14 protein-coding genes are annotated in these 12,651 nt (G+C 71.3%); 9 read left to right on the top strand and 5 right to left on the bottom strand.

All coding sequences use genetic code 11. The annotated features are described in order from the left end of the window. Positions 1-47: 47 nt before the first annotated feature. Together AB0C03_RS24185 and AB0C03_RS24180 are read left to right on the top strand one after the other, a co-directional pair. Positions 48-395 carry a PadR family transcriptional regulator gene (locus AB0C03_RS24185; protein ID WP_210864435.1) on the top strand — a complete coding sequence of 116 codons (348 nt, stop codon included), beginning with the start codon at positions 48-50 and terminating at the stop codon, positions 393-395. Further along, positions 392-1,468 (top strand): hypothetical protein, encoded by a 1,077-nt coding sequence (locus tag AB0C03_RS24180; protein WP_210864434.1) that lies wholly within the window; start codon positions 392-394, stop codon positions 1,466-1,468. Before AB0C03_RS24185 ends, AB0C03_RS24180 begins: the two co-directional genes overlap by 4 nt. A 13-nt stretch (positions 1,469-1,481) precedes the next feature. On the opposite strand, the gene AB0C03_RS24175 is transcribed toward AB0C03_RS24180, so the two are convergent. After that, positions 1,482-1,838, bottom strand: a complete 357-nt coding sequence (locus AB0C03_RS24175) for a hypothetical protein (RefSeq protein WP_210859304.1) — start codon at positions 1,836-1,838, stop codon at positions 1,482-1,484. Between the two features lie 55 nt (positions 1,839-1,893). Here AB0C03_RS24175 and AB0C03_RS24170 point away from each other — a divergent pair, with 55 nt between their 5' ends. After that, positions 1,894-2,340, top strand: a complete 447-nt coding sequence (locus AB0C03_RS24170; RefSeq protein ID WP_209444520.1) for a MarR family winged helix-turn-helix transcriptional regulator — start codon at positions 1,894-1,896, stop codon at positions 2,338-2,340. Between the two features lie 36 nt (positions 2,341-2,376). Here AB0C03_RS24170 and AB0C03_RS24165 read toward each other — a convergent pair whose 3' ends face one another. After that, the gene (locus AB0C03_RS24165) at positions 2,377-2,841 is read right to left on the bottom strand and encodes a septum formation initiator (RefSeq protein ID WP_210864433.1); all 465 of its coding nucleotides are present in this window, start codon (positions 2,839-2,841) and stop codon (positions 2,377-2,379) included. 102 nt (positions 2,842-2,943) lie between these two features. On the opposite strand from AB0C03_RS24165, the gene AB0C03_RS24160 reads away from it, so the two are divergent. Genes AB0C03_RS24160 through AB0C03_RS24150 form a run of 3 tightly spaced genes read left to right on the top strand, consistent with a single transcriptional unit; the run spans position 2,944 to position 5,508 of the window. Beyond that, positions 2,944-3,639: a response regulator transcription factor gene (locus AB0C03_RS24160; RefSeq protein WP_030330438.1), complete on the top strand. Its 696-nt coding sequence runs from the start codon at positions 2,944-2,946 to the stop codon at positions 3,637-3,639. Then, positions 3,636-4,925 (top strand): sensor histidine kinase, encoded by a 1,290-nt coding sequence (locus AB0C03_RS24155; protein ID WP_210864432.1) that lies wholly within the window; start codon positions 3,636-3,638, stop codon positions 4,923-4,925. Before AB0C03_RS24160 ends, AB0C03_RS24155 begins: the two co-directional genes overlap by 4 nt. A gap of 28 nt (positions 4,926-4,953) precedes the next feature. After that, complete coding sequence (locus tag AB0C03_RS24150) at positions 4,954-5,508, top strand: DUF5872 domain-containing protein (RefSeq protein WP_357638945.1); 555 nt, start codon at positions 4,954-4,956, stop codon at positions 5,506-5,508. 59 nt (positions 5,509-5,567) lie between these two features. On the opposite strand, the gene AB0C03_RS24145 is transcribed toward AB0C03_RS24150, so the two are convergent. Beyond that, positions 5,568-6,449, bottom strand: a complete 882-nt coding sequence (locus AB0C03_RS24145) for a LysR substrate-binding domain-containing protein (protein ID WP_357638943.1) — start codon at positions 6,447-6,449, stop codon at positions 5,568-5,570. A 69-nt stretch (positions 6,450-6,518) separates the two neighbouring features. Between AB0C03_RS24145 and AB0C03_RS24140 the strand changes: the two genes are divergently transcribed. Together AB0C03_RS24140 and AB0C03_RS24135 are read left to right on the top strand one after the other, a co-directional pair. Then, positions 6,519-7,001, top strand: coding sequence for a GNAT family N-acetyltransferase (locus AB0C03_RS24140; protein ID WP_210859312.1), 483 nt, complete (start codon positions 6,519-6,521; stop codon positions 6,999-7,001). Positions 7,002-7,140: 139 nt separating this feature from the next. Next, positions 7,141-7,689: a PepSY domain-containing protein gene (locus AB0C03_RS24135; RefSeq protein WP_357638941.1), complete on the top strand. Its 549-nt coding sequence runs from the start codon at positions 7,141-7,143 to the stop codon at positions 7,687-7,689. Positions 7,690-7,911: 222 nt separating this feature from the next. On the opposite strand, the gene AB0C03_RS24130 is transcribed toward AB0C03_RS24135, so the two are convergent. Both AB0C03_RS24130 and AB0C03_RS24125 read right to left on the bottom strand, forming a co-directional pair. After that, positions 7,912-9,888: an ABC transporter ATP-binding protein gene (locus tag AB0C03_RS24130; protein WP_435823381.1), complete on the bottom strand. Its 1,977-nt coding sequence runs from the start codon at positions 9,886-9,888 to the stop codon at positions 7,912-7,914. Between the two features lie 432 nt (positions 9,889-10,320). Continuing rightward, the gene (locus AB0C03_RS24125; protein ID WP_357638940.1) at positions 10,321-11,571 is read right to left on the bottom strand and encodes an HNH endonuclease signature motif containing protein; all 1,251 of its coding nucleotides are present in this window, start codon (positions 11,569-11,571) and stop codon (positions 10,321-10,323) included. Between the two features lie 140 nt (positions 11,572-11,711). On the opposite strand from AB0C03_RS24125, the gene AB0C03_RS24120 reads away from it, so the two are divergent. Further along, positions 11,712-12,344 (top strand): MBL fold metallo-hydrolase, encoded by a 633-nt coding sequence (locus AB0C03_RS24120; protein ID WP_030337937.1) that lies wholly within the window; start codon positions 11,712-11,714, stop codon positions 12,342-12,344. Positions 12,345-12,651: the final 307 nt, after the last annotated feature.

The raw sequence follows: 12,651 nt of genomic DNA, 5'->3' as shown, positions 1-12,651 counted from the left end.
GGCCGCGTGCTTCCGTATATACCGGCAACCTGTATATGCTCCCTGGCATGGCTGAGGCTCCACTTCGGGAACCGACGTTCCTGGTGCTCACCGCGCTGGCGGAGGCGCCCCTGCACGGGTACGCCGTCATCGAGGATGTGCTGCGCATCTCCGACGGCCGGGTGCGGCTGCGCGCCGGCACCCTCTACGCCGTCCTCGACCGGCTCCGCGCCGACGGTCTCATCGAGGTCGAGCGCGAAGAGGTGGTCCAGTCACGACTGCGCCGCTACTACCGCCTCACCGCGCTGGGCGCGCGGCGGCTCACCGAAGAGGCGGCCCGGCTGCGACACAACGCGGACGCCGCCCGGGTGCGGCTGCGCCGTGGTGGCCTGCTCGCCGACGGGGGTGCGGCGTGAGCGGCGACGATCTGGAGCGCCGCTACCGGCGGCTGCTGGCCGTCTACCCATGGGAACACCGCCGGGTGTACGAGGACGAGATGCTGGCCGTGCTCCTCGCCGGTGCGCGGCCGGGCCAGCGGCGACCCGCCGCCGTCGACGTGCGGAATCTGGTCGGGGCAGGGTTGCGGGCGCGGCTGCGGGTGGGCGCACGGGGGTTCACCGAGCCGAGCTGGGCGGACGCGGCGACGGTGACCGGCCTGCTGGTCGGGGTCGTGCTGCTGGCCGTCGCCGGAAAGGCGCTGCTCGACCAGCTCGCCCTCACCCGGAGCCTGCCGCCCGGGTTCGGGTCGGCACGCCCGGATCTCGTCGACTGGCTGCGCGTCGCTGGCTGGGCGGGCGTCTGCGCGGCGGTGCTGATCGGGTGGCGCTGGGTCGCCGCCGGTCTGGCCTGGGCCGGCGTGGTCGGCTGGGGCGCGCTCGTCGCCCCGCAGACGGCTGACAACCCGACGTACGTGGTGGACACGCTGCCGCAGTTCGCCCTCGCCGTGGTGGCTGCCGCAGCGCTCACCGTCCCGGTGCCGCGTCGCCGGGCGATCGCGGTGCTGGGCGTGCGCCGACTGCTGGCGCTGCTGCTCGCGCCAGTCGCGGTGGTCGCCCTGTTGGTGACGAACCGGGTGACCAGTCCCGCGTTCAGCGTCGTCGGCGGGGTGTCCTACCAGGTCTTCTACGACCTCGAGTCGAGCAGTGAGCTGGTGCTCTGGCTCTACGTCGCGGGCCTGGCGCTCGCCGCGTTGGCCATGGTGGTCGCGGTGGCCACGCTCAGCCCGGGGGTGCGCCGGCGGATCGTCGTCATGCTCCTGCCGGTGGCGGCCCTCGCCCTGGTGATCGACAGCACCCTCGCCGGTTGGGTCACCTCGACCATGCACATGGGACATGCCATCCCCCTGGTGCCGGCGCAGTGGGCGATGCTGGTGCTGGTCGGGCCGGTGACCTTCCTGGCCGGGGTGCTGCTCGTGCGTCGCCGAGAGGAGACCCTGCGCATGGTCGCCCTCGGCCGAGACGCCGACCGCGAGCAGCCAACGGGTCAGTGAGGCGACGGGCAGCTCATCCGAGCGTGGTGCTCCCGGCGCCGTCGCGGAAGACCGCACGACTCAGATAGTGCCGGGACCGCCGATCGAAGCGCCCGAGCAGGTCGCGGGCGGCTGGCGGGACGACGGACGTTGACGGATCGCCACCAGTGAAGGCTGACACCGCAGCGAAGTCGGTAAATGTCATGGCGGTGAGGAACTCGCTGCCCGTGGCGGGGTCCAGCTCCTGCGGCGAGCGACGCAGAACCCGAAGCTCCCGAAGCCCGTCCACGCCCCGGGCGAGGATCGCGGGCGCGATGTCCTGTGTCAGCAACCGCTCGTAGGCGTCGGCGTGAGCGGGCTCGGTCCATCCGCTCCACAGTCGAAGAATCATGACAGCATGCTGTCATTCGGGTAGTAGGCTGTCAATGTTTGGTACCATGCCGTCCGTGACGGATCGGGAACGGGTCGACGCGTACCGGCTGCTGATGGCGGACGTGTACGAACTGGCGGGCGAGTCTCGGCGCTCAAGCGAGCAGCTTGCCCGAGCAGAGGGGCAAACTGCCGCGCGATGGCACGTGATGAGCGTGCTCTCCGACGGCTCCCGCACCGTCGCCAGCGCGGCGCGCAGACTTGGCCTGGCCCGACAGAGCGTGCAGCGGGTGGTCGACGACCTGGCCCGTGCCGCAATGGTGGAGTTGCACGACAACCCGGATCACCGCCGAGCGCCACTCGTGACACTCACGGAAGCGGGCCGGGCCACGCTCACCGGCCTACTGGAACGCTCGGACGCTGACCGCCGGGACGCCGTGGACCGGGCCGGCCTCAGCCTCAGTGATCTCGAGGACGCCCGCGCGACCCTCCGACGGTTGGTGGACGCCCTGCAACGCCGGTGAGCCCGCCGCGCCCGCACCATGACTGCTCGCCGGTCGTCAGTCGTCGGCGACAGCCACCGGTTCCGAGCCGATGCAGCGCACCTTCAACTCGTACTCCCGGGCCGCCCCCTGGAACGTGACCTCGACGTCGTCGTCCGGGCCCCGGTCCACGTCGCGGACCCGGTAACCCTGAGCGGGCGCCCAGGAGACGAGGCGTACGCCGCCGGGGCCGCACTCGGCCACGGCCGTGCCCCCGTCGGTGGCGAACCCCCGACGGGCCCCGGAGTTGGCGCTGGGCGTGGGGCCTGTCGTGCCTGGCGCGGCCGAGGCGCTGCCCGTCGCGCCGGTGGGCGCCGGCTCTGGTGAGGCGAGCGCCCGTTCGATCTCCGCCGCGCTGCGCACCCCACCCGGGGTGCCGGTGATGCTCTCACCCACCAACCGGATCGCGCCCAACCCGATCACTGTGGCCACGGCGGCGGTGGCCACCCACCCGGTGGCGATGAGGATCGAACGACGGCCCATTGCCTGACTATCCCCGATCCGGCCTTGTGGTTGGCACATCCGAACGCTAAGGCACGGTTAACGTGCGCCTCGCTGCCACTGACAGCGGTTAGCCTGCCAGCTGTGGCCCGCCTGTTGCTCATCGAGGACGACCTGACGATCCGTACCCCGCTGATCCGGGCCCTGCGCGAACGCGGCCACGCGGTGGCCGCGGCCTCGACCGCGATGGCCGGGCTCCGCGACGCGCTGGAGGACCGACCCGACCTCGTCGTCCTCGACCTGGGCCTGCCCGACCTGGACGGCCGCGAGTTGCTGCGGATGCTGCGCGCGGTCAGCTCGGTGCCGGTCATCGTGGCCACCGCCCGCGACGACGAGGCCGAGATCGTCCGGGTGCTCGACGCCGGCGCCGACGACTACGTGGTCAAGCCGTTCACCGCGGCGCAGCTCGACGCCCGCGCCCGCGCGGTGCTGCGCCGGGGCCCCTCCGGCGCCGACGGGCAGGACCCGACGCTGGTCGTCGGCGGGCTCCGCGTCGACCCCCGCGCCCGCCAGGTCACACTGGACGGGACCGCTGTCGAGCTGACGCCCCGCGAGTTCGACCTGTTGCACCACCTCGCCGGCCGACCCGGCCAGGTGGTCACCAAACGCGAACTGCTCACCGAGGTCTGGCAGATCCCGTACGGCGGCGCCGACAAGACCGTCGACGTGCACCTGTCCTGGTTGCGTCGCAAGTTGGGGGAGAACGCCCAGCAGCCTCGCTACCTGCACACCGTGCGGGGTGTCGGGGTGCGTCTGGAAGCCCCGGCGGCGCAGCCGTGAGGGCCCGCCTCGCGCTGCTGGTCGCCGCGGTCAGCGTCCTCACCCTCATCGCGTTCCTGGTGCCGTTGGCGCTGCTGGTCCGCACCGTCGCCGAGGACCGGGCCACCGTTCGGGCCACCGCCGACGCGCAGAGCCTGGTGCCGGTGGTCGGCACCGCCGACGCGGCGACCATCCGGCTCACCGTCGAGCAGCTCGCCGCCGAGTCCGGGCGACCGGTGAGCGTCTTCCTGCCCGACGGCACGGTGCTCGGCGCCCAGACACCGCGTACCCCGGCGGTGGCCCTCGCCGCGCGCGGACAGAGCCTCACCGGGGAGTCGGCGGCCGGCCGGGAGGTGGTCATCGCCGTGCAGGGGCGGGCGGACGGCACCGGGGTGATCCGGATCGCGGTACCGCAGCACGAGCTGACCGCCGGAGTGACCCGGGCCTGGTTGGTGCTGGCGCTGCTCGGCGTGATCCTCGTGCTGATCGGGTTGGCGGTCGCCGACCGGCTGGCGCGTACCCTGGTCCGGCCGATCAGCGACCTCTCGGCCGTCTCCCACCGGCTCGCCAACGCCGAGTTGGACGCCCGGGTCACGCCGGCCGGTCCCCCCGAACTGCGCGAGGTGGCCGGCGCGCTCAACCATCTCGCCAGCCGGATCCAGGTACTCCTGGTGCAGGAACGCGAACAGGTCGCCGACCTGTCGCACCAGCTGCGGACGCCGCTGACGGCGTTGCGCCTGGAGGCGGAGTCGTTGCGTGACCCGGACGACGCCGCCCGGATCACCGCCGCCGCCGACGGGCTCGAACGCGCGGTGACCGGGCTGATCCGGCAGGCCCGGTGGCGGCACAACCCGGCGGCGCAGCCGGCCGCCTCGGACGCGGCGGCGATCGTCGCCGACCGGGTCGCGTTCTGGTCGGTGCTGGCCGAGGACACCGGCCGGGCCGTCACCCTCGACCTGACCCCCGGCCCGCTTCCCGTCGGTGTGGCCGCCGACAACCTGACGGCGGCCGTGGACGCCCTGCTCGGCAACGTCTTTGCGCACACCCCCGACGGCACGCCGTTCGCCGTCCGGCTCGCGCGCGAGGCGGGCGAGGTGGTGCTCACCGTCGCCGACGAGGGCCCAGGCATGCCCGCCGGGGCGATCCGGCGGGGCGCGAGCGCCGCCGGGTCCACCGGCCTCGGCCTGGACATCGCCCGGCGTGCCGCGCAGGCCGCCGGCGGTCGGCTGGAGGTGCGCACCGGACCGACGGGCGGCGCCCAGGTGCTGCTCCGGCTCGGGCCTCCGGCGTCGCCGCGGGACGCATAGCCGGTGCGACGCCGGGTAGCTGCCAGTCATGGCGCGGTACACGAAACCCGAGCTCCGGGAGCAGATCAAAGAAGAGGTCAAGGCCTCCGACAAGGGCGGCCGGCCGGGGCAGTGGTCGGCGCGCAAGTCACAGCTGGTCACTCAGGAGTACAAGAAGCGCGGCGGCGGATTCCTGGGCGAAAAGGACGAGCGGCAGAAGTCGCTCCAGCGCTGGGGCAACGAGAAATGGCAGACGAAGGAGGGCGGCACCCGGGCGCGCAAGGACGGCACGACGAGTCGCTACCTGCCCAAGAAGGCCTGGGAGGAGATGTCGGAGAGCCAGCGACGCGCGACCGACACGAAGAAGCGCGAGGCGTCCCGATCCGGCAGGCAGTACGTCGCCAACACCGGGCCGGCCAAACGCGCCCGTCGGGACGCCACGACGGCCGGCCGGATGTCGGAGATGTCGGTCGCGGAAGCGGCCAAGCTGGTCCGGGGCCTCGACACGCGACAGCTGAAGACCGCGCTGCGTAACGAGCGCGCCAGCAAGGACCGCAAGACGCTCGTCCAGCGACTGGAGGCGGAGCTCAACCGGCGAGGGTAGCCGGGTACGGGCGGATCCGCCCCTGCCGTGCCGTCGACGCTGCTCTTGTGCCGTCGAGGTCAGGGCACCTGCCCTACGGCCCCGAAGCTCGTCGAAGTGATCCGGTCGTCATCCCGGCGGCGCAGGATCCGCATCTCCGTGGTGGCCCCGGTGCCGGTCAACGGCAGTACCGCCACCGGCGGGGGCACCACTGCGGAGATGCTCGCCGGCGCGATCGTGACCCCGAGGCCGGCTGCGACCAGGTGCGCCAGAGTGTTCCAACTGCTGGCGACCTGGACGACGCGCGGTGTGTAGCCGGCGTCCAGGCACGGTCGAAGGTTGCGCTGGTAGGCCCGCTCGCCGGCCACCCGGGGGAAGAAGACGAACAGATCGTCGCGCAGCAGCGCGGCGTCGATGCTGGGGTCTTTCGCGCGCGGGTGGTCGGCCGGCAGGACGGCGACGAAGGTCTCGGTGGCGAATGTGGTGCCGACCAGGTCGTCGTGGTCGTCCGCGTCCCGGACCACGCCGACATCGACCTCGCCGGTCAACAGCCGGTCGACGATCTGCGCCGTGAACGCCTCGTGCAGACGCAGGTGAACGGCCGGATGGTGTTCCCGGAACCGACGGATCGGCCCGGCCAGTCCGAGCTGGATCGCCGAACTGACGAAGCCGATGTCGAAGCGTCCCTGCTCGCCACGGCCGATGCGGCCCGCCTCGTGCACATCGTCGGCGACGGCGGCCAGCACCCGCCGGCACCGGATCAGGTACGCCTCACCCGCCGGCGTCAGCGTCACCGACCGGGAGGTACGAGCGAACAGCGGCGTACCGATCATCGCCTCCAGCTGGCGGATCTGCTGCGACAGCGGCGGTTGGGCCATCCGCAGCCGTGCCGCGGCCCGACCGAAGTGCAGCTCCTCGGCGACCGCGACGAAGTACCGCAGATGGCGCAGTTCAGGATCCATATGCCAAGGATATAGATTGTTCGGAACAAGATATTGGACGTTCGGATAGCGGGCTCAGAGAATCGAACCATGAATCCGAGCACGCTGACCGTCACGTCCATGACGACCGCCGAGGAGGCCGCGGCCTTCCGGACGTTGAACGAAGAATGGATCTCCCACTTCTTCGCCGCCCTTGAGGAGTCTGACCGCAAGACGCTCGACGACCCGTTCTCGGCCATCGTCGACCCGGGTGGTGACGTGCTGATCGTCCGGGACGGCCGGGAGATCGTCGGCTGTGTCGCACTGATCCGCAGCTCGGCGGAGGTCTTCGAACTGTCGAAGATGGCGGTGGCCCCGGCGGCCCGCGGCCGGGGCATCGGCCGTCAGCTCATCGAGCTGGCGATCGCGCGCGCCCGCCAGCTCGGCGCGGCCACCCTGTTCCTGGGCAGCAACACCAAGCTTGCGAACGCCGTGCACCTCTACGAAAGTGTCGGCTTCCAGCACGTCGATCCGGAACAGATCCCGCTGCCGCCGTACGCCCGCGCCGACGTTTTCATGCGGATGGCGCTCTGACCGCTCGAAGCCGACGCGCAGTCCCGAGAGGGCGGTACGGGATCCTCGGCTTAACCCGGCCTTAGCGTCCGGACAGCGCGGTGCTATCCCAACCTGACCGATCCTCGGAGTCGACAACCGAGGAAAGGTGGACACCACGATGAAGCGCACCAATCTGCTTCTGGCGTCGGTCGGCGGGTCGGCGGTGCTGGCGGTGGCCGGGGTCGCGCTCGGCGTCACCGCCGCGAACGACTCGCGGACCGGCGGCACGGCGCTCGCCGCGGCAACCGTCGCGCCGCCGGCCACCGACACGCCGTCGGCCCCATCGGGTACGCCGTCGAGCGGCACGCCGTCGTCCGGTACCCCATCCGGTACGCCGTCGGCCGGTACGCCGTCGGCCGGTACGCCGTCGACCGGTAGCGCGCCGGCGGGCAGCGCGGTCGACGAGACGCGTGCCGGTGAGATCGCGCTCGCCAAGGCCGGCGGCGGCCAGATCGTCGAGGTCGAAGCCGAGCAGGAGAACGGCCGGCCGGTGTGGAGCGTCGAGATCGTCGCGGGCGACACCGAGCACGAGGTGGACGTCGACCGGGACAACGGGTCGGTGATCAAGGCCGAGCAGGAGCCGGTCGACGACGACGCCGACGACGACAACGACGACGACGCCGACGAGGCTGACGACGACAACGACGACGACAACGACAACGACTGAGACGACTATTGATCGGCAGCGCCGCCCGACCCAGAGTGCCTTCTGGGTCGGGCGGCGCTGCCGACTCACCCGGTGCCTCGTGACCCAGGCGTTCCGGCCTGTCCTTGACGGATGGCCGGCCGTCGCGGCTGTTTCGGACCGTCCTTGAGGGGCGGTCCGCCGCTGTTTCGGACCGTCCCTGACGGGCGGTCCGCCGAGGCTGTTTCAGGTGGGCGAGGGCCGTCAGAGCCCGACGCGCTGCTCCTGGACCGTCGGTTGGTTCGGGGCCGTCGGTTGCTCCAGGGCCGGCGTTTCCTGGGCCGGGGGGTGCTCCGAGGCCGGCGGGTCCTCCGGGGCCGTCGTTTGGTCCGCGAACTGGGTGCGGTACAACTCGTGGTAGCGGCCACCAGCCGCGAGCAGATCGTTGTGTCGCCCGCGTTCGACGATGCGCCCGGCTTCCACGACGAGGATCTGATCGGCTGCCCGGATGGTGGAGAGCCGGTGCGCGATGACCACGCTGGTCCGGCCGGTCAGGGCCTCGGCGAGGGCTTCCTGAACCGCCGCCTCCGAGGTGGAGTCGAGGTGCGCGGTGGCTTCGTCGAGGATGACCACGCGCGGACGGGCCAGCAGCAGTCGCGCGATGGTGAGCCGTTGCCGTTCCCCGCCGGACAGCCGGTATCCGCGCTCGCCGACAACGGTGTCCAGCCCGTCGGGAAGGGAGCGGATCAGGTCGTCGAGTCGGGCGCGCCGGAGCACCTCCCACATCTCGTCCTCGGTCGCGTCCGGCCGGGCGAACGCCAGGTTGGCGCGGATGCTCTCGTGGAAGAGGTGCCCGTCCTGGGTCACCACGCCCAGTGCCGTCCGGATCGACTCGGCCGACAGTTCGCGTACGTCGACGTCGGCGAGCTTCACCGCACCGTCCTCGACGTCGTACAGGCGGGGCACGAGTTGCGCGATCGTCGACTTGCCCGCCCCGGAGGAGCCGACGAGCGCCACCATCTGCCCCGCTTCGGCGCGGAACGACACCCCGTGCAGCACCTCCTCACCGCCGCGCGTGTCCAGCTTCGCCACGTCCTCCAGGGACGCGAGCGACACCTTGTCCGCTGCGGGGTAGCCGAACCGGACGTCGTCGAACTCGACAGCGACCGGCCCTTCCGGGAGGGGTTGGGCATGGGGCCTGTCGAGGATCAGCGGCTTGAGGTCGAGCACCTCGAACACCCGCTCGAAGCTCACCAGCGCGCTCATCACCTCGACGCGGGCACTGGCCAGCGAGGTCAGCGGGGCGTACAGGCGGGACAGCAGCAGCGCGAGGGCGACCACCGTTCCGGCGTCGAGGCTGCCCCGTAACGCGTACAGACCGCCCAACCCGTAGACCAGGGCCAGCGCCAGCGAGCCGACGACGGTGAGGGCGGTGATGAAGACCCACTGCAGCATCGCGGCGCGGATGCCGATGTCCCGGACCCGACGTGCTCGCGCCGCGAACTCCGCGGACTCCTCGGCCGGCCGCCCGTACAGCTTGACCAGGGTGGCCCCGGGTGCGGAGAAGCGTTCCGTCATCCGGGTGCTCATCGCCGCGTTGTGCTCGGCGGCCTCCCGCTGCAACCGGGCGAGCCGCGAACCCATCCGGCGGGCCGGGAGAACGAAGATGGGCAGCAGGACCAGCGCCAGCAACGTGATCTGCCAGGAGAAGGTGAGCATCACGCCCAACGTCAGCATCAGCGTGACCGCGTTGCCGACCACACTCGACAGGGTGTCGCTGAAGGCCCGCTGCGCACCGATCACGTCGTTGTTCAAGCGGCTGACCAGCGCACCCGTACGGGTCCGCGTGAAGAACGCCACCGGCATGCGCTGAACGTGGTCGAAGACAGCCGTCCGCAGTTGGACGATCAACCCCTCACCGATGCTGGCGGAGAGGAACCGCGTCACCAGACCCAGCCCGGCCTCGGCGAGGGCGATCACCGCGATCAGTACCGCCAACCGGATCACGACGCCACTCTCGGCGCCGTCGACGATCGCGTCGACCACCCGACCCGCGAGAACCGGCGCCGCCACGGTGAGAACCGCCGTCACCACACTCAGCAGCAGGAACCTGATGATCAGAGCGCGGTGTGGCCGCGCGAACTCCGCGATCCGTTTCAAGGTCGCGCGGGACAGCGGTCGCTCATCCTGCGCGTTCATCGCGTGGTGCAGAGACATCCACGCGGTAACTTCCATGCTCATGCATTACCTCCGATACCGGAGGCTAGGACCTCACCCAAGCTTGAGGTCAACTGGATTACCGACAGTGGCCGTCATGTCAGGTACGCATCGGTGCCGTCGATGACCTCCGGCACCGCGTCCAACCGCCACGCCCTCGCGTTAGCGTTCGCGGAGGACTGGTGCATGGAGGTCCGCCCGCGAGCCGGTCGCGCACCGGCACGGCAAGCCTTCGTGAGTCACCACCGGCAGCTCTTTGTTCGGCCCGGTCGATAGGCGTACAGGCGGGTGTCGCTCGGCGCTTCGGTCTTTCCGCCCCTCGTGAGTCACCACCGGCAGCGCTCTGTTCGACCCGGTCGGCAGGCGTACAGGCGGGTGTCGCTCGGCGCTTCGGTCTTTCCGCTCGCTTCTGGCGTGCCGACCTGGCAGGCGGTGATCGTTCTCGGTTGGCTGCTCTTATGTTCGTCGGTGGTAGTGGTTGCGGCGGGGGAGTTGTTCGGGGTCGAGCCAGGCCGGTGGGGTGAATTCGGGGTGGCCGTCGGCGGCGAGTCGTACGGTCCAGTCGCTGTGGTGTATGTGGCGGTGGTGGTGGCCGCAGAGCAGGACGGCGTTGTCGAGGCTGGTGGTGCCGCCGTTGGCCCAGTGGTGGATGTGGTGGGCGTCGCACCAACGCGGTGGTCGATCGCAGCCGGGGAAGGCGCAGCCCCGGTCCCGCAGCACCAGGGCGCGTCGGAGGGGCCCGGTGATGAGACGACGTTGTCGGCCGAGGTCGAGGACTTGGCCGGCGCCGTTGAGGACGGCGGGGAGGATGGCGGCGTCGCAGGCGAGGCGGCGCACGGCCTCAGGGGTCAAGCGCAGGCCGGTGTCGAGGGTTCCGCCGCCCAGTTGCCCGGTCAAGCCGTCGTAGCTGGTGGTGACGACGATCTGGGCCGGATCGCCGCCGTTTTCGGGCAACTCGCCGGTGCGCAGGGCGAGGCGGCACACGTCGCGGAGGGCGTCGTGCCGGCGTTGCCCGGGAGAGCGCTCGTCGTCAGGGCCCGAGGGTGCGCTGAGGGGGTCGATGGTGGCACGGAGCAGCCCGGCGGTCTCGGTGTCGAGGGTGGCGGTGAGTCGTAGGCGGCCGTCGGCGAGGGTGGAGAGGGTGAGGTGGCGGTCGCGGGTGGCGCGGCGGGCTTCGGCGTCCAGGGCGGCTTCGGCTGCGGCGTCGGCGATGTCGGGGGCGACGTGGTCGAGGATGCGGGTGCTGAGTTTGCGCAACAGGGTCGGGTCGAATTGCCCGGCCCACTCGACCAGCACTCCGAGAGACTTGTCAGCGGCCTCGGGGCCCGCGACGGTGTGCGCGGTGTCGATCGTGTCGGCGATGACCCGGGCCTGGTCCACGGTGATGTGGCCGTCGGCCAACGCGTGGCGTACGCCAGGGTTGCCGGTGTCCAGGACGGCGGCGAGGTCGACGAGGCGGCGAGCGGCCGCGATGGTGAGGCGTAACCGTTCGCGCAGCCAGACCACGGTGGAGGATGCCCTGTGGGCGGTTGCGGTGCCGCGGCCGTCGAGCTCACGGATCACTGCCAGCTTCACCGCGGCGAGACGTTGCTCCAAGCGGTGTGCGGCGTCGAGCGCGGCGATCAAATCCTGCTCGGAAAGGGCCCAGGCGGCGGCGTCGACACACGCGGCGACCGCGGCGTCTGCCTGCGCCAACTCCTCGACCATGACCCGAGACTAGAACGTACGTACGACAATTCCAGGCATCATGATCGATTGATCGAGGCGGTGGGGCTCACCCCCCGTTGGGGACCACCCCGCCGGACGCCGAGCAGGTCGCCGCCGTCCGTCGGTGCCATAGTGGGCGTATGCGTTTGATCAAATACGGCCACGCATGTGTGCGCCTGGAGGCGGACGACCGGGTGCTGGTGATCGACCCGGGGACGTTCTCGGAGGCTGAAGCGCTCGACGGGGTCGACGAGGTGCTGGTGACGCACGAGCATCCCGACCATCTCGACATCGACAAGCTCGTGGCGGCGAGTCAGCGCAACTCCGCGTTCCGGGTGTACCTGCCGTCGGCAGCGATCGCGTCGGCCCCCGAGCTGGGCGGCGCGGCGGTCGCCGTCGACGCGGGACAGCGGTTCACGGCTGCCGGGTTCGCCGTCGACGTGGTGGGTGGGGCGCACGCCGAGATCTACGACGGTCTGCCGGGCTGCGCCAACGTCGGGTTCGTCGTCGACGGCACTGTCTACCACCCGGGCGACTCGCTGTTCGTCCCGCCGTCGCCGGTGGCGACGCTGCTCGTGCCGGCTGCCGCACCCTGGCTCAAGCTCAGTGAGGCGTTGGACTTCGTGCGGGCGGTACGGCCGGAGCGGGCGTTCCCGATCCACGACGCCACGCTCAACGAACTCGGCCAGGAGTACTTCGACGGCTGGTTGGACTTCAAGGGCGGCACCGAGTACGCGCGTATCCCGGTCGGGGAGTCGGTGACGATCCGCTAGGAGCGGGTTTCCAGAAACCGGCAGTCCGCGGGTGTCTCGTGATCGCTCCTGAGGGGGTGCGCGTACGGCAGCGGTGGGCAAGAAGTTCCGGGCGTTCGACCCGGGCCGGCTCGACCACCGGCACCGTCACACACTGCCGGACGGACAGCCGGCAACCGGCGATCACATCCACCCGGCCGGATACCCATTACCGGCCCTCGCTCCTAGGGCCTGTTCCATAAGGACTGGCCAGCCTGCGGCGGGCCCGGACGACGACCGGCGGCGTTGGGGGGGGGGGCGCGGGGCCCACCCCCAGAACGGCGGGCAC

The sequence above is a fragment of the Micromonospora parva genome (assembly GCF_040649675.1).
GTDB lineage: Bacteria > Actinomycetota > Actinomycetes > Mycobacteriales > Micromonosporaceae > Micromonospora > Micromonospora parva.
The sequence above is the reverse complement of the archived record's forward strand: the minus strand, read 5'-3'. Positions and strand labels throughout refer to the sequence as shown.